We start from the raw sequence: 24140 nt of genomic DNA on the forward strand, positions 1-24140 counted from the left end.
ATGGATCCTCAATCGACATTACCGTTCCTGTTGATGCTAGCCTGGCTGACGCCGTTGGCCTCGTTCGTGGCTATCGTGCTGTTTGGCAAGTACATGGGCCCGCACGGCAAGTTCGGCGGGTATTTGGCAACGCTCGCCATTGTCACCTCCGCGGTATTGAGCTTCACAGCACTGTTCGGCGTTTGGCTTCCCAACTACCCCATCAAAGAAACCCACCACGTCGAACACGACACTGAATCCCACGCAGGCGAGCCCGCTTCAGCGGGCGGTGCAACGGGTGAACACGCCTCCGCGGATCACGCCGACGAACACACCGTCACCGAAGACGCCCGCGCCGAGGACGCCGACCCCCACCATCACGTCGACCCAACCATCAATAATGAAGCCCCCGCTTACATCAGCGGCAATTGGTACACGCTCGGCCAGTTCGGCGATCTCAAGTTAACCATTGGCTACTACATCGATGCCCTGACGGTCGGCATGTTCTGTATGGTCACACTCATCGCCTCGTGCGTGCATTTCTACGCCATCGGCTACATGCACGACGAATTGCACGAGCCGTTTGTCGATCACGAAGTCACCCTTTCCAATGGCGAGCATCTCCACCGCAAAGGCCGCTTCTATCGGTTTTTCCAATATCTGTCGCTGTTCTGCTTTAGCATGTTGGGTATCGTCATCGCGGGAAATATCGCGATGGTGTTCTGCTTCTGGGAACTCGTGGGTATCACCTCTTATTTTCTGATCGGCTTTTACATCGAGCGCAAAAGTGCTTCGACCGCCGCCAACAAGGCGTTCATCGTCAACCGCGTCGGCGACTTCGGCATGCTGATCGGCATGATGGCCCTGTGGTCGAGCATCGGCACATTCAACTTCGGCGACATCAAAAACACTGAGGGCCAAGTTGTTGAGGCCGGCGTATTCAGCCAGCTTCGCACCGCCGAAAACGATTACCACATCGTCCCCCCCCAGGGCATGATCGAAGAAGAAATCCGAGACTTCGGCAAGCCCGCTTCAGCGGGCGGTGTAGAACTCGCCGACGCCGAACCCAAAAACCGCGCCGGCCAGTGGCTCCTCTTCATCGCCGGCGTCGGCATCTTCTGTGGCTGCGTCGGCAAAAGCGCACAATTCCCGCTGCATGTGTGGCTACCCGACGCGATGGAAGGCCCCACCCCGGTATCCGCGCTCGTCCACTCCGCCACGATGGTCGCGGCTGGTGTGTACTTGGTGGGGCGCTGCTACCCGATTTTTACTCCTGAAGCGCTGCTGGTGATCGCCTATATCGGCAGCATCACCGCCATCATCGCCGCGACGATTGCCATCACGGCCACCGACATCAAGCGTGTGCTCGCGTACTCCACTGTCAGCCAGCTGGGCTACATGATGCTTGCCCTGGGCCTCGGCGGCTGGGTCGCCGGTATCTTCCACTTGATCACTCATGCCTTTTTCAAAGGCCTATTGTTTATGTGTTCCGGCTCAGTGATTCACGCCGTCCACACCAACGACATGACCTACATGGGCGGCTTGCGGAAGAAAATGCCGATCACGGCCTACACCATGTTGATTGGCTGCTTGGCGATTATTGGTGCCGGCATTCCCTTCACTAACATTGGCTTCAGCGGCTACTTCTCGAAGGATGCGATCATCGAGCAGGCTTGGAACTATGCCGACAAGAGCCCCCAGCATTCGCTGTTCTTGAAGTGGTTCCCAGTGGTGGGCGCCGCGGTCACAGCTTTCTATATGTTCCGCCTCTGGTACATGACTTTCGCCGGCAAGCCACGAGATCATCATCGTTTCGATCATGCCCACGAATCTCCCCGCGTGATGACCACGCCATTGATCGTGTTGTCGATCTTCGCCATTGCCATCGGCTGGCCGATCTTTGGGGTCTACGACATGCTTGATCAAACGCGTCCCCTCGGCACTTTGGCCACGGCGCAAGGCGAATTGTGGGACGTTGTTGTGCCCAACGAACTTTTGAGTCACGAACCAAATCTCAAGCAGCCCGCGGCCATCGCGGCCATCACTGCCGCCGGTACAGGCTTGTTGCTCTCGACGATCATCTACCTGTGGGGCTTCTTGAACCCGGCCGAGCTGAAGCAAAGCTTCAAGCCGCTCCACACATTCCTTTGGAACAAATGGTACTTCGACGAACTGTATCACTACATTTTTGTGAAGCCTGCCCTCTGGATCGGTGGCTTCGCGGCCTGGTTTGATCGGGGCATTATCGACTCGATCATCCACGGTGCCGCGGCCATTTGCCGGGGACTGTCCAAAGTGGTCGACTTCCTGTTCGACCAAACCGTCGTCGACGGCACGGTCAACACGTTCGCCAGTGGCACTTGGGGCTTGGGGCTTTGGCTCCGCCGCCTGCAAACCGGCAACTTGCGTCAATATGTCATGTTCATCGTCGTGGGGACGGTGCTCTTGTTCGTGGCCATCACGTTCGTCCAGAGCTATTTGGTTCCCACCTGATTGATTTATCACCTGCAATAACACATATCACACGAATCGTTTGTTTTAATTAGCATTATTCGTGGTTAATACGTTCACTTTGAAAGATAGCGGCGACCAATTATGACACTCAGCGACCCCGCGGTTTATCTGAGCCTTTTAGTCTTCCTACCGGCAATAGCAGCCTTGCTACTTGCGATGCTGCCCCGTTTGTCTGACGAAACGTACAGACTCATGAGCTTGGCGGTCACACTGGTTGTGTTCGTCTTGTCGCTGGGATTCTTTTTCAAGGATTCGATTGAATTTGAAGCCGGCGTGGCCGGAATGCAAAACCTGTTCAACTTCGCTTGGATTCCCACCTTTGGTATTCAATATTTCATGGGAATGGATGGCATCAGCTTCCCGCTCGTGGTGCTGACCACGTTCCTCTTTGTGCTGGCGATGGCCGCCAGTTGGCCCATCAACAAGCATGTGAAGGCGTACTGCGTTCTGTTCCTGTTGTTGGAAACGGGCGTACTTGGCGTCTTTTTAGCGCTCGACTTCTTCCTGTTCTATGTGTTCTGGGAAGTCATGCTCCTGCCGATGTACTTCCTCATCGGTGTTTGGGGTGGCCCACGGCGTGAATATGCCGCGATCAAGTTCTTCCTCTATACCTTGGTCGGCGGCGTGCTGATGTTGATCGCGATTCTGATGCTGTACTTCAACAGCGACCTCACGCGACTCAATGCCCAACAACTGGCCGAAGCTGGCATCATCAACGTCACAGAGGAAACCAATGCCGAGCAAGCCCTTTCGGCTTGGCAAGAGAGTGATACTCCGCTGGCCCAAAAGTACTCTGAAATCATGGCGGAAGCCGATCCCACTCAGCGCCGTCAGCTCCATACGTTCAATATCCTGGCCCTCCAGCAAATGGGCCAGCACACCGATCTGTTCGATGGTGAAGCCCTTTGGGGGCAGAGTATTCAATGGTGGGCCTTCCTGCTGCTGTTCATCGGCTTCGTCATCAAGGTTCCCAGCGTACCGGTACACACATGGCTCCCTGATGCCCACGTCGAAGCCCCCACGCCGATTTCGATGCTCCTGGCGGGAATCCTGTTGAAGCTGGGTGGCTACGGCATTATCCGTATCTGCTATCCCATTTGCCCCGACGCAGGCTACACCTTGGCCTACTTTGTTTGCTTCATCGGCGTGTTGAGCATGGTCTACGGTGCGTTCGCCGCCTTGGCTCAAAAGGACTTCAAGCGGATGGTGGCTTACAGCTCCGTGAGCCACATGGGTTACGTGGTCCTCGGCTTGGGCGTTTGGAGTGCCGTTGCTTCGACGGGATACAACCCCGACTTCTGGAAACTCGGTGCCAACGGGGCCATGTACCAAATGATCGCCCACGGTATTAGCTCGGCTGGCATGTTCTTTTGCGTCGGCGTGCTGTACGACCGCGTCCACCATCGCGATCTCGATAAGTTCGGCGGCATCTTTTCCAGAATGCCCGTTTATAGTGGCATCGCCATCGTCATCTTCTTTGCCGGTCTGGGTCTGCCGGGCTTGTGCGGTTTCATCGGCGAAGTTTTTGTTGTGCTTTCGGTGTGGAAATTCAGCTATATTCTCGCGGTCATTTCCGCGGCGGTTGTGATCCTCACGGCCGCCTACATTCTCTGGGCCATTCAGCGTGTCTATCTCGGTCCCGAGTACAAAGGTCCCCACGGCGAAGCCCTTACACCAATCACCTCCCGTGAATTGTCGATCGGTATCCCGCTCGTTATTTTTGCGATCGTCTTCGGTGTTTATCCCAACATATTGCTCCGATACATGCAGCCCTCGGTAGATCAACAGATCAACAATCTGGCCGCTTGGACCCAAGAACACGACGAGCGGGCCACCGCGCTCAAGCCCACGGGCAACCGCGAAGGCCAAGTCGCCCAGCTCACCACCCATAATTAATCAGCCGCTTGCGGCTTAGCGACACGAAAATAAAGCAATAACTGTGGAACCTGTCACACTCCAACAAACTGTCGATACGCTCATCACGAACACGCTCGACACGAGCTTGCCGTTGTTCAAGCCCGAGCTCGCGCTGTGCGGCACGATTGTCGTAATGCTGCTGGTTCGCGTGTTCAAAGGGGGCGAGCTGATCCCCCCCTTCGTGCTCGCACTGATTGGCTCGATCACGGCCTTGTGTTTTGCCTTGCCCTCTGAAGGTTTTGCTTCGTGGCAAACCCTCGAACGCCAAGAGCTGTTCACCGGCATGTTGGTTTACGACACGCTGACCGCCTTTATTCGCGTTTTTCTGCTGATTTTTGCCGTGCTGTTTATCATCCTGTCGCGGCTCACGGGCATCGCCACGCCGAAGGACAGCCAGGATTATTATTGCCTCGTGTTGGGTTCGATTCTTGGAATGTGCCTGATGGCTTCCTCGAATCATTTGATGATGCTCTTTATGAGCGTCGAAATGGCGAGCGTTCCGTCCTATGTTTTGGCGGGCATCGTCAAAGGCCGGCAACGCAGTAGCGAGGCGGCTCTCAAGTACGCCGTTTACGGCGCCGGCACTGCGGGCGTCATGCTGTACGGCATCAGCCTGCTCGCGGGCGTGTTGGGTACCGTACACATCCCAACGTTAGCCATCGAACTCGCTGCCCTCGATATCCCTAATTTGCTCACTTCCGGCGATGGCCGTCTAAAGGTGATGGTACTTGTGCTGGGGGGCTTGATGCTGGGCGTGGGACTCGCGTTCAAACTCTCCGCCGTGCCGTTCCACTTCTGGTGCCCCGACGTCTTCGAAGGAGCTTCCGCCGAAGTCGACGCCTTCCTTTCCGTGGCATCCAAGGCTGCGGCGATGATCTTGTTGCTCCGTGTGGGATTGGGCATGGGGCTCGCCCCAGATACAACACCCGTTGAGGCACCCGCCACGGTCGCCGCACTGGTGGCAACTGCCGACGACTCCACACCGACACACAAAGCTGTGCTGGCCAATCAAGTCGACACCGAAACCGAGGCAACCGACGTCGGTGGTGGACCGCTCTCCCCCGTTCGCCAATTCTTCGTGATCTTGGTGTCCATCGTGGCGGTCGTGACTTGCACGTTTGGCAATCTCGCCGCTTATGGGCAAACAAACATCAAACGCATGTTCGCCTATTCCACGATCGCTCATGCCGGCTTCATGATGATGGCCATTGCCGCCGCCGTGGCCTTGGCTGGCCGTGACGCGCCCGAAGCACGCGAAGCCGTATCAGCCCTGCTGCTCTACATAGCCATCTATTTGTTCATGAATCTCTCGGCGTTCGCTGTGGTCGCCTTCCTCCGCAATGCTATGCATAGCGAAGAGATCGCCGATTACGCCGGTCTCGTGCGATCCGCGCCACTCGTGGCTGTGTTGATGACCGCCGTGCTAATAAGCTTGATTGGTCTGCCGCCACTGGCTGGATTCTGGCCTAAGCTCCGCGTACTGCAATCGCTGTACATCACGGGCGGGCCGTTGATGATGAGCGTGTTCGTCGTCGCGGCGTTAAATACCGCAATATCGCTCGTCTACTATCTGCGCGTTGCCAAAGTGATGTGCATCGATCCCGAGCCTGATTCCCGTGGCCCCGTGACGCTTGGATTCTTGCCTGCGGCGTTTGTGTTTGTCGTTGCCGTGCCAGTAATTATCTTCGGCCTGCTACCTAATGCCCTGGCCAGTTGGACCGATTTGGCCGTTTCGCAATTGTTCAGTTGAACTCCAGCACCCATTCGTTTTTCATAGCACGATGAATCAAGCATTAGTCTACCCGCTGCTGGCTCAACTGATGGCGATTGTCGCCAAGTCGTTTCCCCAATACTTACGCTACTCGCGGCCCTACGTGCCCCCCGGGCGTGAGAACATCATGGACACACTCGAATCGATCGCCCGCGATCAGGATGTGCTGACCGACCGCATCGGCCACATGCTCACCGACATGGGCGCACCGCTCCGTTCTGGTGAATTCCCTATGGAATACACCGACACGCACGATTTGGGCATCGACTACCAACTCACTTCGGCCATTGGATACCAGCAGCAGGATATCGATTCGATTCAGCAATTGATCGGCCAGTTGCAGCCTTTCCCAGCCGTCAAGGTGCTGGCCGAAGAATCGCTCGGCATGGCCAAGGGTCATCTCGAAGCCCTCCAAGAATTACAGCAGCAACCCGCCGGTACCTAATCGATGTTATCCGGTCCGCCGCGGCGGATCCCGATGCCGTTAATGCTGTGAATCATGTTCTTCGATACCCACACGCACATCGACCAGGAAGATTTCGACGAGATTCGTCCACAGGTCATCGAGCGTGCTCGCGTGGCAGGTGTCGCTCACATGATTGCCGTGGGGACTACCGTCGCCGCCAGTCGTAAGTGTGTCTCACTCGCAGCCGAATATGCTGGCGTCCACGCGGCCGTGGGCATTCAACCCAACTACGTCGCGGAGGCAGGCCCCGACGATTGGCAAGCGATTGTTGAACTCGCCACACAGCCCGGTGTAGTCGCCATCGGCGAGACGGGCCTCGATCGTTATTGGGATTCGACACCCTTCGAGATGCAGCAAGATTACTTCGACCGCCACATGCGGCTTGCGGCGGAGCGAGATCTGCCGTTCATCGTCCACATGCGTGATTGCGATGCCGACATCATGGCCATGCTCCGCGAGGCTCACGTCGACCGTGGCCCCTTGCGCGGTATTATGCACTCGTTCACCGGCGATACTTCTATGGCGGCGGAGTGCGTCACTCTGGGAATGCACATCAGCTTTGCCGGCATGGTCACGTTCAAAAAATCGAACGACCTCCGCGAGGCCGCGGCCAGCGTTCCTTTGGACCGTATCTTAATCGAAACCGATGCGCCGTATCTCTCGCCGGAGCCAAAACGCGGTCAACGGCCCAACGAGCCCGCCCTCGTACGTTTTACAGCCGAGTGCATCGCCAAGACACGGGATATGACGCTCAAGAAATTCGCCGAGATCACGACCGCCAATGCCCATGCCCTATTTCGCGTTTAGCGAATCAAAGAGTCTGCGCATTTAGCGAACTATAGAATCTGCGCGTTTAGCGCAAAAAAAAGCTCGCAGAAATGACTCTGCGAGCTTGTGTCTGATATTTCGTTTGATTCTACTTCTGCAACGATTGTTGTCTGCTGGAGAAGTTAATCTCATCTGACCTTACACGCTCGGCGACGTAGGGACGGCGAGCCATGGGCATGCCCATTTGTCCCATCTGCATGCCCATTTGTGCACCATTGTAGTTGCCACACTGATCGCAGGGTTCGGCACAAGGAGGATTACAGTTCCAATCGCCGGTGTATGTTTCGCATCCGCAACCGCCGCAAGAGCACCCTCCCCCGCCGCCACAACCACATCCACAGCCCGTGCCGCAGAACAAGTTCCTTAAGCCCACGAGCAGCGGACAATTCGCCAACGGACGGCGGTGACCCACCATGGTTCCACAACCGGGAGCACCGCAGCAAGGATCAACGCAGCCGCAACCTGGATCCACGCAACCACATCCTGGGTCGGCACATCCACAGCCCACGTCGCAGCAAGTGTCGGCACAGCCACAATCAGGACAACCACACGCGGGTCCGCACATGTCACACCCGCCGCTGCGAGCGCAGTGTAGGCAACCAGCACAACCCATTTGAGATAAACTTGTCAGCAAGAAGACGAACGACAAAAGGCTTTTCGCGGCCATGGTCCTTGAACTCCAGAAAAGTGTGCGCTCTGGCCTGCCCTGGCCGAGCGGATGATCATCGTTGTCTATCGGCGATCCGCCTCGCAGTGGGCCAGAAAATCGTTAAAATCGGCAGAGATTCCCAGTCCCCGCTAGCACGCCATTCGCATCACGATTCGATGACTCAACACTCCATCCCGCTGGGCCGCATGGACCACGTCGCCTTGGCGACGAGTGATGCCGCGCGGGGTGAGCGGTTTTATTGCGATGTGTTGGGATTCCATGCCGTGCCGCGCCCGGCATTTTCTTTTGACGGTCGCTGGCTAGTGCACGACGGCGTGGGCGTAATGCTCCATTTGATTCATAACGACGACCTCGCCGCCCGGCCCACGGAAATTGATTCCCTCCAAGGGCATTTTGCGATCCGCTGCACCAACGTCGACGCGGCGATTGAAATCCTTCAACAACACAGTATCAAGTTCGTGGAAAAACGACTTCCCGATTACGGCTACCGACAACTCTTCTTGCACGATCCCGACGGCAACGTGCTTGAGCTTGGCGAGTGGCCCGCACGAAATAATGAAAAGGAATAGCCATGGAAGCGAGTGCCAAAAAATTCTTTCAGCAAATCCTCGAAACGCCGAGTCCCTCGGGCTACGAGCAGCCCGTGCAGAATCTCGTGCGTAAGTACGCTGAGAGTTTCGCCGACGAAGTGAACACTGACTTCCACGGCAACGTGATTGTCGGCTGCAACGTCGATGCCCCCTTGCGTGTGATGTTCGCAGGCCATGCCGATCAAATTGGATTGCTGGTCACTCATATCAACGAACAAGGCTTCATTTACACCAACACGATTGGCGGCTGGGATCCCCAACAACTCATCGGCCAGCGGATGACGATCAACACCGCCAAGGGAGCCATCCCCGCACTCATTTCGCGTAAACCAATCCACCTGCTTGACCAGGACGAGCGCAAACAAGTGGTGAAGCTCAAAGATATGTGGCTCGACATCGGCGCGAAAAACAAAGAAGAAGCCGCCGAGATGGTCAAGATCGGTGACCCCGTGACGCTCGAACTCGGTTACCAAGAAATGCGGAACGGCTTTGCAAACTCGCCGGGTATGGACGACAAGACTGGCTTGTGGGTCGCGATGGAAGCCGCGCGGCGGGCCAAAAAACGTGGCCTTAACGTAGCCCTCTTTGCCGTGGCCACAGTTCAAGAAGAAATCGGTCTCCGCGGCGCGGCCACAAGTGCCTACGGCGTGAATCCGCATGTCGGGATCGCGATCGACGTCACTCACGCCACGGATTGCCCCACGATCGACAAAACGCAAGAAGGGGATATCCGACTCGGCGGCGGGCCCGTGATTTATCGTGGGCCCAACATGAACCCCGTTGTTGTTGATGCGCTCCGTGATGCCGCCGAATATGGCGAGATTCCTTACCAACTCGCGGCAAGCGGTCGCGGCACGGGCACCGATGCCAACGCCATTCAACTCGCCCGGGGCGGTGTCGCCGCAGGGCTAGTGAGCATTCCCAATCGCTACATGCACAGCGCTGTGGAAATGATTTCACTCAACGATATCGACGCCGCGGCCGATTTGCTGGCGACCTTTGTCCATAAGCTAGAAGCCAATGCCGATTTTATCCCCCACTAGCCGCTCGCGGCCTAGCGCGGAGAATCACGCTTCATCCCCCGCGTGAATTTGCAAATAACTTTCGTAGCGCCGCACGTCGATGTAGCCATCAGCAACCGCGTCTTTCACGGCGCAAGGTTCCTCATGGGTATGCGTGCAATCGGGATAACGGCAGTGGCTCACATAGGGTCGCAGTTCGCGAAAGAAGCCAGCGACTTCCTCAGGGATCACATCCCAAAGTTGAAACTGCCGAATCCCGGGCGTATCGACGACAAAACCACCCAGTGATAACGGGATCAGTTCCGCGGTCGTGGTTGTGTGCTTACCTTTTTCCGATTCTTGACTGACGGATTGCACCCGCAGCGCCAGCCCAGGCTCGATCGAATTGAGTAAACTCGATTTGCCCACGCCGCTTTGACCTGTGAAAGCCGATGCCCGCCCCCGGATTATCTCGGTAAGCGCCTTCATCCCCCAACCCTTGGCGGCAGAAACTTGCAGCGTCCGATAACCAAGCTGACTGTAAACGCCGATCAGTGGCTCCAGGTCAGCTCGATTCACCAGATCCACCTTGTTGATGCAGATGATCGGTTCGATGCGAGTTTTCTCGGCCGTGATGAGATAGCGATCCAAAAGGTTAGGCTTTAATCGCGGTTGAGCCGCGCTCGTGACAATCAGCAATTGATCGACATTCGCCACCAGCACGTGTTGTCGCCCGCGACTCGTGCGGCTCAAGACCCCCGTGCGGGGCTCGACACGCTCAATGATTCCTTCATCTTTGCCCTCGGGCCGCACCCACACGCGATCTCCGGCCGCGACGACGTGCCGCTGATCGGTGCTTAATGTTTTGAGCAATCGCCGAGTTGCACACAGACGGATCATGCCATCATCAAGCTGCACCGCACTATGCAATCCCTGCACCCGCAACACGCGGCCTTGCAAACAAATGCTGGGATCAATGGCTAGCGATACAACATCGCCCGTCGCGCCTTCTGAGACGTCGGCGTTCACCACGGTTCGTTTGCGGGTAAGTTCTCCTTTGCCCGAGACGCTTTGTCCCGTCGCCATGTCCTCGACAGCTTCTTGATTGTTGGCAAAATTCCGGGTCAGATCGTTCTGGCGCGTGCGCACGTTGCGATTCTTGCGCAAGTCGGCTCGAACTTTCCGTTGTTTCTTCGCCATGCTACCCATCCCAACAAGAACGCCCAGGGGTTGCAACCCCTGGGCGTTTCAATTTTCAAATGCTCAATGCTTGAAGATTGCTCAAACCGGGCGATCCGGCATCTTGAGTTGCTCCTTGTCATCGAGCACATCGTAGCGTCGAAAGCTGCCATCGGCCTTCTTTCCAGCAAATTGCTGGCCCCGCCCGGCGGGCTCCGACGACTTCAAGCCGGCTCGCGACAAGAGCGATTCGGTCATGATTTCGTTCGGCAGATCGTCGGCGGGTGGCGGACCCACGGCACCTAGGTCGGCCGGAGAGTAGTCGATCTCGTAATCGTGCTTGGCGACCGACAAAGTGTCGCCCGGATCGATCCGTTTCTCCTGAACCTTGATGCCGTTGACTTTGACGCCGTTGCGGCTGTTCATGTCTCGGATGTACCAATAACCGCCGTTAACCATCAGGCGACAATGGTGAGCCGAAACATTGGCAAACCGCAGTACGATGTCACAGCTTTCGCGGCGACCCACTAGCAGTTGTTTCTTCAACAACGGAATGGGGTCCCCGCCGCCCAGCGGAGTTAGTTCACCATACATGTTGTTATACTCTTGTGGAAAACGTGTCTCGCCCCGATGATGGGTGAAAACAATAAAATAATAACGGTGAGTCGGCGTCGCCTTAAAATAAAAATCTGACGAAAACCGTCTCGAAAAATACCCATCTGGCCAGTCTTTACTTTACGCAGTCCCTCCCGTGTCGTCAACTAACTCAATACCTGGTAGGGATTTACTGCTATCCTGGCGCGATTCCGGGCTTCGCTATTATTCCTACAATTACGCCCTTGCCCAGCGGTTTCAACACCGCGTCCAGAAGGTGAGTCTCGATGCGGGCTTTACCTGCCCCAACGTCGACGGCACCGTGGCCAAGGGGGGGTGTACTTTTTGCGACAACCGCAGCTTCAGCCCTAGCCGTCGGCTTCCCCGGGCGGGGATTCTTGGCCAGATTGATCAAAGCATCCTGAGGATGCGAAATCGCTACAAGAACTGTGAGCATTTCCTGGCCTACTTCCAGCCCGCCACCAATACCTACGCCCCCGTCGAACGATTGCGTGGGCTCTACGAAGAGGCCCTGTTGCACCCCAAAGTGGTGGGGCTCGCCATCGGCACTCGCAGCGACTGCGTTCCCAATGAAGTACTTGATCTATTGGAAGAACTCGCAGCACGGACTTATGTTTCGGTTGAATATGGCATGCAGACAATGCACGACCGGTCGCTCGACTGGATGAACCGTGGGCATCACCACGACTCGTTTCTCGATGCCGTCGAGCGGAGCAAGAACCGCGGCTTCGAGATTTGCGCCCACGTGATGCTGGGCCTCCCCGGCGAATCGCACGAAGACATGCTGGCCACGGCCCGGGAACTCGCCCGCGTGAACATCGACGCGGTGAAGATTCACAATTTGTATTGTGTGAAGAACACCCGGCTGGCCGAGCAAGTCGCCGCGGGTGAAGTGACTCTCATGGGTCACGACGACTACGTCCGCACGGTGGTCGATTTTCTCGAACTGCTACCGCCGACAATGGTGGTGGAAAGAATCAGCGGCGATGCCCCGCCCGATTATTTTATCGGGCCATCCTGGTGCCTCGACAAAGCCGCCGTCAAACGCGCGATCGAAGCCGAATTCCTCCGCCGCGACACCTGGCAGGGCAAACTCCGCACCACTGCCATATAGCCGAGTCGTCCCGACTCGGTAAAAAACAGCGCGCGGCGAAACGTCGCGGCTATATCAGCCAATACCGGAGACAGGACTTGAACCTGCACGCCCTTGCGGGCACATGGACCTGAACCATGCGCGTCTGCCAATTCCGCCACTCCGGCTGGAAACAACATATTGTAAGGGGGAAGGGGGAAGGCGGAAGGGGGAAGGCAGATTTTCATTTCCGCCTTCCCCCTTCCACCCTCCGCCTTTCATGTGCTCAGTACCGAGGCACTTCCGGATCGATCTCCAACGACCACGCCTCGATCCCCCCGGCCATCGACTGCACGTCCTGAAAGCCTTCGTTCTTTAGCCAATGCGTCACCCGCAGGCTGCGGACCCCTTTGTGGCAATGCACGACGATCGGCTGATCCTTCCATGCCTGAATCTCAGCGACCCGCTCGCCAATTTGACTCATGGGCAACAGCTTGGACTCCGCGATTTTAGAGACTGCATATTCATCCTCTTCGCGTACGTCGAGAAGCAAAAACTTGTCGCCGCGATCCAACTTCGCCTTCACCTCAGCCGGTCCTATTTCCAGTTCGTTTCCCATAGCTCTTCTCGTAATTCGCAATTGAACAAAAAAACGTCGTGATGCAACCGTAATCGCACCACGACGTTCGTTAACTTAAATCAACAACAAAACCTACGGAAGTTCAACAACTTCGTTGCCAGCACGGGTGCAAATACGCACATACGTGTTGGGGTCGACGTCTTCGTTGATGCTCTTACCGTGGGCATCGGCAAACGCATGCTGAATCGTACCAGGATGACCGCTGGAAGGGCCAAAGATACGAGCACCGCTCACAGAATTACCTGTGGGTTGATGAACCCAAGGTTTGGCATAAATGTTGTTTTGAGCATCGTCGACCGCTGGGGGGCCTTGACCATTCACACCACCCAGACGCTTGACGTCGTTACCAACGTTCAAAGCCAAACGACCATCCGAACTATTGATCCATCCCAACATAGCAGGAGTCGTGGAACCCGTGGTGGGCTGAATCTTTTGGATATCTTCACCGCCGTTATTCGGATCAACAGCGACGACATACATGCTCAGACCGCTAATCCACGAAGCAAAGGTTTCTTCCTTCGATTCCGAGAACAAGACGGTATTGGCCGTACCATCACGAATACCAGCAAAAGTCACCGCCGTCGGCTGACGTTGTAAGGCGAAAACGCTGACCGCAGCACCGCCATTTACAGCCGTGTCGTTGATCGTGTTCTGTGGGAAGACAATCACCCCATTACCCGCCAACTGCTTAAGAGCCGTCGCACTGGTCATACTGTCGTACAGCGTTCCGGGAGTGGCACCCGTATCCGAGGCACGATTGGTCCCCGAAGTCGACCCATCCGCATTGTAGTGAGTCGAAGGGATCGCCACGTAGTTACCCACGGCGACTTTTGTCAGACCTTGGCGAAACGTGCCTTTGGCTTCATTGTTGCCGGGGAAGCTGGGGCAAATAAAAGCTTCGACTTGCTGTTGATAAGCACCACCATTTTGACCGGTGGGAACATTACCTGCTGCCAACACGGCAACTTCGTCATTGGCGGCATCCAAACCAAACGGGCCAATCCGTAGTTTGTTGGACCCGTTACCGTTACCAACGGCCGTTGCGCTCGTGACAACCGTGGTTGAATTACGCGTCCGGTCATACAAGTTGTTGAGTTCCATTTCGGGTAGCAACTGGAACAACCAGCTGTAGCCATCGCGCTGTCCACCGGCCAAGGCCACGCCCGTGTTGGGAGCTTGTCGGCCTTGATAGAATCCCGTCGACGCGAACGGGAACGCCTTCTTGCGATCCGCAAAGTTGTGAGTCGCCAGGCTGATTTGCTTGATGTTATTCAAGCACGAGTTGCGACGAGCCGCTTCGCGAGCAGCTTGAATCGCCGGTAGCAACAATGCCACCAGAATGCCGATGATGGCAATCACCACCAGCAATTCCACGAGGGTAAAACCTCGTTTCGTTTGCTTCGCATCCATAATGATGCCTCCTCCAGAAAAAAAGGAATGAGAAAAATAAGACAACTAAAAATGGCCCACAAAAATAAGCGTGGGCTGTCCCCATTGAGAAAGGAAAACACTTCGATAGGTCCAGCGCGCTCGATCGTACTTGGACGCATTAAGTCCTAGCGAAGACCTAACGTGTCCATCCCAAATCAGACTCAAGCGACATACCCAATGCGCGTGCCGGTCTCGAATGAGACGCTAGAACGGCGAGGTGCCTCCCATCTGCCCAGGGACTAAAATACACTTAATAGTTTACGCGAAAAAGAGTTACGCTGTCAATCAAATGGGCGACTTCCGCAGACGAATCGGATAAGTTATTCCAGGCAGCGCGGGCCAACCCGCACGACCGGGCGGGTCGGTTTAGCATCCGGCCTCATAAGTAAACGTAACATCCCATGCAAAAAGGACTTCCCCCGCGTGCCAACCTGCTCGGTCAACCTGATCCTCGGCCCAGCCCGTTCGGGCAAAACCGACGGTGCGCTCGCCCGTTACCGGCAGTTCCTCCAAGCTTGGCTCGCCGACCTGACACAGCCCGAAGGGGTCTGGATAGGCCCGACTTCCTCGGCGGTGAGCGCCATCCGCGACCGATTGGCCCAAGATACCCCGGGAGCCCTGCTCACTCCTCGCACCACTACTTTTGCCATGCTCGCCGAGGAACTGATCGCCCGTGGCGGCCGCCGCATCCGGGCGATCAACGCCCTCGAGAAGCAGCGAATCCTCACCCTGCTCATCCGAGATCTTGCCGCCACCAAGCAACTCCGCCACTACGCAACCGTGGCCCGCACCCCCGGTTTCATCCGCCAAGTCGGCGAAGTGATCGCCGACCTGAAACGCCGCGACATCTGGGCCGAGGATTTCCGCAAGCAAAGCCGCACCGACCGCGACCGCGATTTCGCGGCAATCTATTCGGCTTACCAACTTCACCTCTACAAAAACGGTCTCTACGATGCCGAAGGCCGTTTCTGGGCCGCCCGCGAAGAAATTGAAACCTCAAAGTCTCAACTCCGATTCGGCCTCGTGGTCCTCGACGGCTTCGCCGACTTCACCACCGCCCAGCACGATCTGCTGCGCATTTTGGGTGAAAATTGCGAAGAATTGCTCATCACCTTGCCGGCAGAACACGCCAATTGCCTCCACACGCGCAGGTTTCTATTCGACAAGCCCGATCGCACGCTCGCTCGCCTGCGTGAAACCTTTCCGCAACTTCAATGCGAATTCCTCAACGCACCCCACTTCACCTCCCCCGGCTTGGCCCAGGCCGAACGAGCGATTTTCCAAGATGTGCCCGATAAGACTGCCGCCTCTACAGCCGGCCTAACAATTCTCGCCGCCAACAGCCTCCAAGGAGAAATCCGCGAAGTCGCCCGCCGCGTCAAAGAGATGCTGCTCACCGGCACGGCTGCCGCCGACGAAATCGCGGTCATGTTTCCTTCGCTGCACGACGTCGCGGGGCGAGTCACGCAAGTGTTCACTGATTTCGGTTTGCCGTTTGCATTATCTTCTCGTCAACCATTGAACACGACCCCGCTCGCCCGCGCGGCAACAAAATTGCTCCTGCTTCACGAGCGCGACTGGCCCTTCGACCTGTTGCTGGACCTCATCTCCAACGCCCAGGGATTGCAATCCCTTGGCGGCGATGGCAGCTACAACACCCAAGCCGCGCTCGAGCGTTCCGTCCGCCGCGTTCAACTTCCCGCAGGCAAGATATTACTCCTCGATGAACTCCGCCGCTGGGCTGCACTCGCTACTAGCGATGTCGAACTTTCACACGAAAAGCAACGCATCGTTCGTGCTGCCGTGATTGCCACTCCAATCCTCAAGCAATGGAGCGATTTACTCGGCACACTTCCCACCAAAGCCACGCTCACCGAGTGGGTTGCACACTGGAAAACCGTCCTCACGGCCTTTGGCATCATTCACAAATCAAGCGAAACACATTGGCAATTATTCGAAACCGCGCTCAGCACGATTCACACCACCGACGCCCGACTGGGTGTCGCTGAAGAACAACTCAACAGCCGCACTTTTCTGGAACTTTGGCAAACAGTAGCCGATGCTGTGCCACTTCCGTCCACAACGGAGAACGTAGGGCGGGTACGTGTCCTCTCCGCCGAATCCGCACGCAATCTTTCCGCTAAGCACGTCTTTCTGTCGGGCTTAAGCGAGCAGTCGTTTTCCAGCATCGAATCAACAGGTCGGCTCTATTCCGAACACGAAATCACCCGCTTTGGCACCGAAACGACAAACGCCGAGCAAATCGCCGCCCAGCAGACGGGCGAGTCCATGCTGCTCTTCTACGATGTCCTCACTCGCGCGAGCGACACGCTGACGCTCAGCTACGCGGCCCTCGACGACAAAGGCCAGGCGCTTTCACCCAGTCCCTTCGTCATCGAACTTGAGCGGGCCTTCGAACCGGCACGAATCTCAACAGTATCGATGGCCCCCGGTGAATTGGTCTCCGAGGAAATGTCGCCATTAAGTCAAAGTGAGTGGCGAATCACAAGCACCGCCGCGGCCCTTGTTGGAGAGTTCGAGTGGTTGGCAGGCTTATCGTCGGAGTCTAAATCGCGAAATCTCGGACGTGCCATCCTCCGCGGCATTCACTGCGTTGCCTCTCGCAGCAAGCGCGAAACCTTTGGTCCCTACGAAGGCCTGCTCACGAGCCCGATCGTGCATGCTACTATTGCACGCCGCTTTAACAGCGAACATCTTTGGAGCCCCAGCCAGCTGGAAACCTACGCGGCATGCCCTTACCAATTTTTCGCAAAGCAAATTCTGCACCTTGAACCGCTCACTGAGCTCACACTCCGCAGCGACCACCTCCGCCGCGGCACGCTACTGCATCAGGTCCTCGCGGCGGTGCATGATCAACAAGAAGATGTTGAAACGTCTCTCACGAGCGAATATCTAATCGAGCGTTTCACCACCGCACTCCAGCGGGCAATTGAAGACACCCCGCTTCGTGGGCTGGAAGAAGCCTTGCGCGAAATCGAACGCCGTGAAATTCTCGCTTGGGCCCCACAATACGCCGAGCAAGAACTTAATTACCGCGGCCAATGGCAAAACTTCGAAGAACCGTTTGCCCCCGCTCATTTTGAAGTTCGCTTTGGCCCCAAAGCCCGCGGCGAAGCACTGAACGACGCCGTCTCGACGCTGATTCCTTTCACGCTCGACCTCGGTACCGAGCAAATCAAACTGACCGGCCAAATCGACCGCGTCGATATGGGACGCATCCACGGCGTCACGGTCTTCAATATCATCGACTACAAATCGGGACAGGAGGTCAAACTCGCGGATCAAGAAATCAAAGCCGGGCGACAACTGCAACTTCCCCTGTACGCGCTTGCCGCGGAACAACTACTCTTTGCCGAACAGCAGGCCGTCGCACTCGCCACGGGTTATTGGAGTATCAAGTCGACCGGCTTTGCCAGCGGCGGCAAATCGATGCTTGAATTCCGCACTTCGGCAGAACATGGCCTTGCCACATCCGAGCGCTGGACCGGTCTAAACGAAGTCATCCTGGATCGCGTGAAAGAAATCATCGGTGGCATCCGCTCCGCGGAGTTCCCGGTCTACAACGAAAACAAAGAATGCACCCGCTATTGCGACTTCAGCAAAATTTGCCGCATCGCACAAATTCGCAGCTTAGAAAAAGTTTGGTACCCCAACACTCCCGACGAACAACCATCCACTTAGCCGGACCGCCACGCGGTCCGGGGCCACCATGTCCACAGCCCCTCCTAAACTGAATCTCACCGCCGAGCAGCAAGCCGCGCTCTCCGCGCACGATCGGTCGGTGTCGCTTGCCGCGGGGGCCGGTTGTGGTAAGACGTTCGTTCTCACCGAGCGGTTCCTTTCCTATCTCGATCCCCGCACACTTGGCCCGATGGCGGAGCTGCACGAACTTGTTGCCATCACGTTCACCGACGCCGCCGCGCGCGAAATGCGGGCTCGTATTCGCAAACGCTGTTACGAACGGCTCCACCAAGCCACCGAGCCCAGCGAACAGCAAGCCTGGCGAAAATTATTGCGTTCCCTCGACACGGCCCGCATCAGCACGATCCATTCCTTCTGTGCGGCCTTATTACGCAGTCACGCCGTCGAAGCCGAAATTGATCCGCAGTTCGAGCAGCTCGATCAAACCACGGCCGACTTGTTGCGATTGCGCACGCTCGACGACCGCCTGCGCCAGTTGCTCCTAGAACGTGACGAACAAGTGATCGAGCTCGCCACACGGTTTTCGCTGCGAACTCTGCGCGAGCATTTAGCCGTGCTCGTTGGCGAGAATCTTTCCCAAGTGCAGGATCAATGGGGCCAAGCGACCCCCGATCAGCTCATCACAGCCTGGAAGCAGCATTTCAACGAGCACACCCGCCGCGAATTGGCTACGGCTTTTGTTGATTCACCTCATGTTCAAACCGTTCGTGAACTTTGCCGCACGGCCCAAGCTGCCTCACCCGAACTGCCAGCACTGTTTACTCGGTTGCTCAATATCTTCGACACACTGCCAAGCTCGAATGAACCTGCCGCTTTGCTGTTGGAGCTTAAAGACCTCGCCCGCGTGCAAGGCGGTCCAGCCCGTAAGAAGAATTGGCAAGACGAAGCGGAATTCGAGCAATTCAAAAACGCCTGCACGAAAATTCGCGATTCCGTCAAAGACCATCCGCTGCTCCGTCCTTGGAACGAAGAACACTTGCAGGAAGCCGCCCGCACTGGTTTGAGCCTGCTCCAACTCGCCGCCGACGTGGCTTCTTGTTACGAACAGGCCAAGCAAGATCGCAATGTGCTGGAATTCGATGACCTAATGCGCAAAGCGTACGAGTTGCTTACAGAAAAACGCTTTGCCGCCGTACAAAAGCAACTCTCCAGCAGCACGCGATTACTGCTCGTCGACGAATTTCAAGACACCGACCCCACGCAAGTGGCCATCGTGCAGGCCTTCTGCGGCGAAAGTTGGCAAGAGCAAGGTTTGTTTGTCGTCGGCGACTTCAAGCAATCCATTTACCGCTTCCGCGGCGCCGAACCGGAAGTTTCCGACAATCTCCGTGATTCGCTTCCCGAGGAAAGCCGTCTGTCGCTCACGACAAATTTCCGCAGCCAAGGCGCTATTCTCGATTTTGTGAACGCCCTGTTTTGTGATTCCTTCAAAGACAAATTCGAACCGCTGCACCCCAGTCGGCCGCAACTCACGCCGCAACCTTCAATCGAATTCCTCTGGGCCATTGAAGACCCCACCGCTATCGATGACACGATTCCGCCCCAACTCAAAGGAGCCCAGCGTCAACGCTACCTCGAAGCCCGTTTCATCGCTAAGCAGCTCGCCGAATTGATCGACTCCGCCGAGCCGCTGATCGTAGACCGCGAAACCAAAGCCTTACGGCCAGTGCATCCTGGCGATATTGCCGTTCTGCTTCGGTCGTTGAGCGACGTACAAGTCTACGAAGCCGCCTTCCGCGAGCAGAGTTTGGAGTACTATCTAGCCGGGGGCCACGCCTTCTATGCTCAGCAAGAAATTCACGACGTGCTGCATCTCCTGCGATGCGTGGTGAGCGTCGCCGATGACTTGAGCCTTGCCGGCGCACTTCGCAGCCCGCTGTTTGCCCTTGAAGACGAAACGCTGTTCTGGCTGACCACACACAACGGTTCGCTCAACACATCCCTCTTTGCGTCATCGCTCCCCGATGAACTCACCGAAGACGAACGCGCCAAAGTCATTCATGCCGGTAACGTCATCAACCTACTTCGCTCGGCCAAAGATTCCCTGCTTGTGGCCGAGCTTTTGAACTACGCCATCGAACTCACTGGCTACGACGCGGTGTTGCTCACCGAGTTTCTTGGGCAACGCAAGCTCGCCAACTTGCACAAACTGCTGGAGCAAGCCCGCACGCTCGACCGTCTCAACCCCGGCGACGTCAGCGGCTTTGTCACGCAGCTGACCGAGTTCGTCACCCTCGCTCCCAAGGAGCCAGTCGCCGCCACGAGTGCCGCCGGCGACGTCATTCGCATCATGACGATTCACAATGCGAAGGGCCTGGAATTCCCGCTGGTTGTGGTGCCCGATCTCAATCGCAAGTCTCCCCCCACGAGTCGCGATCCCATCATGGACGAAAAGCTTGGCCCGCTTGTGCCGAGTCTGGAAAAAAATGCGACCGTCGGCTGGGATTTGTATCAACTCGCTGAGAAGCATCAGGAACAGGACGAAAAAATCCGCTTGTTGTACGTCGCCTGCACTCGCGCGGCCGACTATCTCATACTTTCGAGTAGCCTTAAAGATCCCCACAAGCCGGAGAGCGAATGGCTTAAATTTTTAGGTCAACGATATGACTTGAGCACAGGCGACTGTTTGGCGGAATTACCTCCCGGCTACGCGATTCCTCAAATTCGCGTCATCACATCGGAACCCACGAGCACACGTGAACCAACGGGTCGCACACGCAGCGCCGATCTCGAAAAACTCCTCGCCCAAACATACGAGCTTGCCAAGTCTGGGAAAGGTATCGTGCCTCCTGGCGTAGCGCCGATCCAACCTCAAATGCAAACGCGACGACGATTCTCGTTTTCGCGGCTCTCGGGAGTGCTCATGCTGGAGCAACCGGAGTTCACGCCGCTTGTGGAATCCGAAACCGCTCAGCCAGCCGATCCGCTGGCCTTCGGCACACTCGTGCACACACTGCTGGAACGTGTTCCGCAGAACGCGCCTAATCAGATCAAAGAATGGTGCGAATTTCTCGCGCCACCACAACTCAACAATCCCGCCACTTTGGAAGTTGCGGCCGCACTCGTCGAGCGTTTTCTCGCCAGCGATCGCGCGCAAGCCCTCGCAACAGCACGCTGCATCCAACGTGAACTCGAATTCCTGCTTCCCTGGCAACTTCCCGAAGAACCCCAAGCTGGCCGGTATCTCCATGGTTATATCGATTGCCTCTATCAAGATCAGCAAGGAGAATGGCATCTCCTTGATTACAAATCGAACCAGGTGACCGCCGAGGGTGTCCCCGCGGCTGCCAAGTCCTACGAAATGCAAATGTACGTGTACGCCCTTGCCTGCGAACGAGCCCTCGGCAAGCGACCGATTGAATGCGTCCTCTGCTTCCTACGCCCCGGCGAGGAATATCACTTTACTTGGACAGCGGAACGCGAAATCGAATTGAATCGTCAACTTAATCAGGCTATCGCTTCTTTACTTGGCATAGACAATACACGATTGAGATAAGACCCAACTCGCTTTACCGTCTCCGAATCAGATCCTTAATGGCAAGTCACAAATTAACTCGGTGATCTCTGTGTACTCTGTGGCTAATTTGTCTTGCTGCAATTGAACTTCGCATTTCTATGTCCAATCCCTCCCAACGCGAACACGCCCTCGACATCGTCCGCCAACTGCGCGACGCTGGTTTCGAAGCACTCTGGGCGGGGGGCTGCGTGCGTGATTCGCTCCTCGGTCGCGAACCCAAAGATTACGACGTCGCCACCAACGCTCGCCCCGAGGAAGTTCAGAAACTTTTCGGCAAACGCCGCACGCTCGCCATCGGCGCGGCCTTCGGCGTCATTGGCATCTTGAATAAAGATAATGAACTCGTGGAGGTCGCCACCTTCCGCAGCGACGGGGCTTATCTCGATGGTCGGCATCCCTCGTCGGTCGTCTTCACCACCGCCGAACATGATGCCCAGCGCCGCGACTTCACGATCAACGGCATGTTCTTCGATCCCGTGGAAGATCGCGTCATCGATTACGTCGGCGGACAGGCTGATCTGCAGGCAGGCATTGTCCGCGCGATCGGAGATCCCACGGCACGCTTCACCGAAGACAAACTTCGCATGCTCCGGGCGATCCGCTTCGCTACGACTTATGGTTTTGAGATCGAACCTGCCACACTCGCAGCCATTCAGGTGATGGCTGCTGAAGTCAACGTCGTCACCGCCGAACGAATCAACGCCGAACTCACACGGCTACTGGTTCACCTAAGCCGCAGCCACGGCTTACAGTTGCTTAACAAGTCTGGGCTCCTCAATCCGCTGTTACCAGAACTCACCGAGGATGCGAGCAAACAATCTGAAGTCTGGAACAATACTCTGCAATCTTTGGAGCGTCTCGATAGCACAAATGTGGCCACGGCTCTCGCGGCCTTATTTACTGCCCTGCCCCACTCACCGGTCGCCAAAGTCAGCCGGCGTTTCCGCTATTCCAACAAAGAAATCGATCTGGCCGTTTGGCTCACCAAGCAACTTCCCCACGCACGCGACGCCGAGCAGCTTCCTTGGCCGCAAATGCAGCGCATCCTCACGAACGAGCATGCAGACGAATTGCTCAAATTGGCCCGAGCGGTTTATGGCGAACAGCATCCTGGGCTCCTTCGCTGCAAGGAATACTTGGCCCTCCCAACCGAAAAACTCAACCCCGCACCACTGCTCACCGGCGACGATCTGGTCCGCCATGGATACAGCCCCGGCCCCCACTTCGCCGCCCTTCTGACCGCCATCCGCGATTCCCAACTGGACGGCCGAATCAGCAATCAAACTGAAGCGTTGAATTTAGCTGGGGAACTTATCCAAACTATAGATTGACCACTAAGGCACTAAGGGCACTAAGAAATGAACACTTATACGTTTTCTTCGTGACCTTTGTGTTCTTCGTGGTAAATTCCAAGCCTAGACGAATCACTTCGCGGCCTTTACCATCGGCGGTAGTTTATTCATTCATTCGAGGGAGTATCCGTTCATGTCGCACGAAATCGCCAACACGCTGGAAATGCTCGCCCAGATTACACCTGCGGTCGATGGCAAATACATCCTCTATGTGGTGCTGCGGGTGCTGCACATCCTCTCGGCGATCATTATGGTGGGCGGATTGTTTTATAGCAAAACGATTCTCGTTCCCGCGGGAGTAGACCCGTACGCCGGTCAGCGGCAAGTTTGGGCCCGTTGGGTCGGCTTGGCCACGCTCTTTCTGCTAGCAAGCGGCTTGGTCAATTTCTGGAATATCATGACCACGGCCAAAGCCAACGGCACTCCTCTGCCTTCGACGTATCACATGCTATTTGGTATCAAGTTTTTGCTGGGACTATTTTTGATGTTCCTGGCCGCGATCCTCTCCGGCAAGACGGCGCTCGCCGACAAGTTCCGTCTGAAGATGGGCAAATGGCTGAGCATTGCCTGGACCGTTAGCCTCGCCATCGTGATCATCGGGGCGATCTTACGCACCTTCCACGACAAGTTCCCCCAGATTCAAGCACCACTCAACTAATGACGGCCTCAACTCAAGGCAACACACCGCATGGATAAGAAAGCCAAAAAACGGGTCGAAGTGCTGCGGAAGAAAATCTCGCAGCTGCAAGTCTTGCTCGTCGCAGCAAAGCAACAGCCCGACGATCCCACGGAGCCCGCTAAGCTGCAAGCCGAACTCGACAAGGCCCAAGCAGAACTGCACTCGCTCAAGGAATCGTGAGCCGAGAAAGTGACCC

General features: G+C 56.4%; 18 protein-coding genes and 1 tRNA gene. 13 read left to right on the forward strand and 6 right to left on the reverse strand.

All coding sequences use genetic code 11. The features are described 5' to 3' along the window. The 5 genes from nuoL to SH678x_RS15825 all read left to right on the forward strand — a co-directional run bounded on the left by nuoL (position 1) and on the right by SH678x_RS15825 (position 7454). Positions 1-2472, forward strand: coding sequence for an NADH-quinone oxidoreductase subunit L (nuoL, locus tag SH678x_RS15805; protein ID WP_496919419.1), 2472 nt, complete (start codon positions 1-3; stop codon positions 2470-2472). A gap of 102 nt (positions 2473-2574) precedes the next feature. Next, positions 2575-4389 carry a complex I subunit 4 family protein gene (locus tag SH678x_RS15810; protein WP_496919420.1) on the forward strand — a complete coding sequence of 605 codons (1815 nt, stop codon included), beginning with the start codon at positions 2575-2577 and terminating at the stop codon, positions 4387-4389. A 43-nt stretch (positions 4390-4432) separates the two neighbouring features. After that, a complete protein-coding gene (locus SH678x_RS15815; protein WP_496919421.1) occupies positions 4433-6160 on the forward strand; it encodes an NADH-quinone oxidoreductase subunit N in 1728 nt (575 codons plus the stop codon). Positions 6161-6191: 31 nt separating this feature from the next. Continuing rightward, positions 6192-6626, forward strand: a complete 435-nt coding sequence (locus SH678x_RS15820; protein WP_496919422.1) for a hypothetical protein — start codon at positions 6192-6194, stop codon at positions 6624-6626. 54 nt (positions 6627-6680) lie between these two features. Next, positions 6681-7454: a TatD family hydrolase gene (locus tag SH678x_RS15825; protein WP_496919423.1), complete on the forward strand. Its 774-nt coding sequence runs from the start codon at positions 6681-6683 to the stop codon at positions 7452-7454. 384 nt (positions 7455-7838) lie between these two features. On the opposite strand, the gene SH678x_RS15830 is transcribed toward SH678x_RS15825, so the two are convergent. Continuing rightward, the gene (locus tag SH678x_RS15830) at positions 7839-8081 is read right to left on the reverse strand and encodes a hypothetical protein (protein WP_496919424.1); all 243 of its coding nucleotides are present in this window, start codon (positions 8079-8081) and stop codon (positions 7839-7841) included. 219 nt (positions 8082-8300) lie between these two features. Here SH678x_RS15830 and SH678x_RS15835 point away from each other — a divergent pair, with 219 nt between their 5' ends. After that, the gene (locus SH678x_RS15835; protein ID WP_496919425.1) at positions 8301-8714 is read left to right on the forward strand and encodes a VOC family protein; all 414 of its coding nucleotides are present in this window, start codon (positions 8301-8303) and stop codon (positions 8712-8714) included. 2 nt (positions 8715-8716) lie between these two features. Next, on the forward strand, positions 8717-9778 hold the full coding sequence (locus tag SH678x_RS15840; RefSeq protein ID WP_496919426.1) for a M42 family metallopeptidase: 1062 nt from the start codon (positions 8717-8719) through the stop codon (positions 9776-9778). A 24-nt stretch (positions 9779-9802) separates the two neighbouring features. Here the strand turns inward: SH678x_RS15840 and rsgA are convergent, their stop codons facing one another. After that, the gene (gene rsgA, locus SH678x_RS15845; RefSeq protein ID WP_496919427.1) at positions 9803-10936 is read right to left on the reverse strand and encodes a ribosome small subunit-dependent GTPase A; all 1134 of its coding nucleotides are present in this window, start codon (positions 10934-10936) and stop codon (positions 9803-9805) included. 81 nt (positions 10937-11017) lie between these two features. Next, a complete protein-coding gene (locus tag SH678x_RS15850) occupies positions 11018-11509 on the reverse strand; it encodes an FHA domain-containing protein (protein WP_496919428.1) in 492 nt (163 codons plus the stop codon). 157 nt (positions 11510-11666) lie between these two features. Between SH678x_RS15850 and mnmL the strand changes: the two genes are divergently transcribed. Then, on the forward strand, positions 11667-12644 hold the full coding sequence (gene mnmL / locus SH678x_RS15855) for a tRNA modification radical SAM protein MnmL/YtqA (RefSeq protein ID WP_496919429.1): 978 nt from the start codon (positions 11667-11669) through the stop codon (positions 12642-12644). A 62-nt stretch (positions 12645-12706) separates the two neighbouring features. On the opposite strand, the gene SH678x_RS15860 is transcribed toward mnmL, so the two are convergent. The 3 genes from SH678x_RS15860 to SH678x_RS15870 all read right to left on the reverse strand — a co-directional run bounded on the left by SH678x_RS15860 (position 12707) and on the right by SH678x_RS15870 (position 14652). Then, a tRNA-Leu gene (locus SH678x_RS15860) sits at positions 12707-12790 on the reverse strand. 98 nt (positions 12791-12888) lie between these two features. Beyond that, the gene (locus tag SH678x_RS15865) at positions 12889-13221 is read right to left on the reverse strand and encodes a rhodanese-like domain-containing protein (RefSeq protein ID WP_496919430.1); all 333 of its coding nucleotides are present in this window, start codon (positions 13219-13221) and stop codon (positions 12889-12891) included. Between the two features lie 93 nt (positions 13222-13314). Then, positions 13315-14652, reverse strand: coding sequence for a DUF1559 family PulG-like putative transporter (locus SH678x_RS15870; RefSeq protein WP_496919431.1), 1338 nt, complete (start codon positions 14650-14652; stop codon positions 13315-13317). A gap of 444 nt (positions 14653-15096) precedes the next feature. On the opposite strand from SH678x_RS15870, the gene SH678x_RS15875 reads away from it, so the two are divergent. From SH678x_RS15875 to SH678x_RS15895, 5 genes are all read left to right on the forward strand, one after another. Beyond that, positions 15097-18375, forward strand: coding sequence for a PD-(D/E)XK nuclease family protein (locus SH678x_RS15875; RefSeq protein ID WP_496919432.1), 3279 nt, complete (start codon positions 15097-15099; stop codon positions 18373-18375). Positions 18376-18403: 28 nt separating this feature from the next. Then, the gene (locus SH678x_RS15880) at positions 18404-21892 is read left to right on the forward strand and encodes a UvrD-helicase domain-containing protein (RefSeq protein WP_496919433.1); all 3489 of its coding nucleotides are present in this window, start codon (positions 18404-18406) and stop codon (positions 21890-21892) included. Positions 21893-22011: 119 nt separating this feature from the next. Further along, entirely contained in the window at positions 22012-23244 is a 1233-nt protein-coding gene (locus tag SH678x_RS15885) for a CCA tRNA nucleotidyltransferase (RefSeq protein WP_496919434.1), read from the forward strand. Positions 23245-23398: 154 nt separating this feature from the next. Next, a complete protein-coding gene (locus SH678x_RS15890; protein WP_496919435.1) occupies positions 23399-23923 on the forward strand; it encodes a hypothetical protein in 525 nt (174 codons plus the stop codon). Positions 23924-23953: 30 nt separating this feature from the next. Next, on the forward strand, positions 23954-24124 hold the full coding sequence (locus SH678x_RS15895; RefSeq protein WP_496919436.1) for a hypothetical protein: 171 nt from the start codon (positions 23954-23956) through the stop codon (positions 24122-24124). The last annotated feature ends 16 nt before the right edge of the window (positions 24125-24140 follow it).

The organism is Bythopirellula superficialaquae, assembly GCF_059632245.1.

What these genes read in the sequence shown, in the direction of transcription:
- nuoL (WP_496919419.1), top strand. Translation starts at nt 1, where the DNA reads ATGGATCCTCAATCGACATTACCGTTCCTGTTGATGCTAGCCTGGCTG.
- SH678x_RS15810 (WP_496919420.1), top strand. Translation starts at nt 2,575, where the DNA reads ATGACACTCAGCGACCCCGCGGTTTATCTGAGCCTTTTAGTCTTCCTA.
- SH678x_RS15820 (WP_496919422.1), top strand. Translation starts at nt 6,192, where the DNA reads ATGAATCAAGCATTAGTCTACCCGCTGCTGGCTCAACTGATGGCGATT.
- SH678x_RS15825 (WP_496919423.1), top strand. Translation starts at nt 6,681, where the DNA reads ATGTTCTTCGATACCCACACGCACATCGACCAGGAAGATTTCGACGAG.
- SH678x_RS15835 (WP_496919425.1), top strand. Translation starts at nt 8,301, where the DNA reads ATGACTCAACACTCCATCCCGCTGGGCCGCATGGACCACGTCGCCTTG.
- SH678x_RS15840 (WP_496919426.1), top strand. Translation starts at nt 8,717, where the DNA reads ATGGAAGCGAGTGCCAAAAAATTCTTTCAGCAAATCCTCGAAACGCCG.
- rsgA (WP_496919427.1), bottom strand. Translation starts at nt 10,936, where the DNA reads ATGGCGAAGAAACAACGGAAAGTTCGAGCCGACTTGCGCAAGAATCGC.
- SH678x_RS15850 (WP_496919428.1), bottom strand. Translation starts at nt 11,509, where the DNA reads ATGTATGGTGAACTAACTCCGCTGGGCGGCGGGGACCCCATTCCGTTG.
- SH678x_RS15865 (WP_496919430.1), bottom strand. Translation starts at nt 13,221, where the DNA reads ATGGGAAACGAACTGGAAATAGGACCGGCTGAGGTGAAGGCGAAGTTG.
- SH678x_RS15870 (WP_496919431.1), bottom strand. Translation starts at nt 14,652, where the DNA reads ATGGATGCGAAGCAAACGAAACGAGGTTTTACCCTCGTGGAATTGCTG.
- SH678x_RS15880 (WP_496919433.1), top strand. Translation starts at nt 18,404, where the DNA reads ATGTCCACAGCCCCTCCTAAACTGAATCTCACCGCCGAGCAGCAAGCC.
- SH678x_RS15885 (WP_496919434.1), top strand. Translation starts at nt 22,012, where the DNA reads ATGTCCAATCCCTCCCAACGCGAACACGCCCTCGACATCGTCCGCCAA.
- SH678x_RS15890 (WP_496919435.1), top strand. Translation starts at nt 23,399, where the DNA reads ATGTCGCACGAAATCGCCAACACGCTGGAAATGCTCGCCCAGATTACA.
- SH678x_RS15895 (WP_496919436.1), top strand. Translation starts at nt 23,954, where the DNA reads ATGGATAAGAAAGCCAAAAAACGGGTCGAAGTGCTGCGGAAGAAAATC.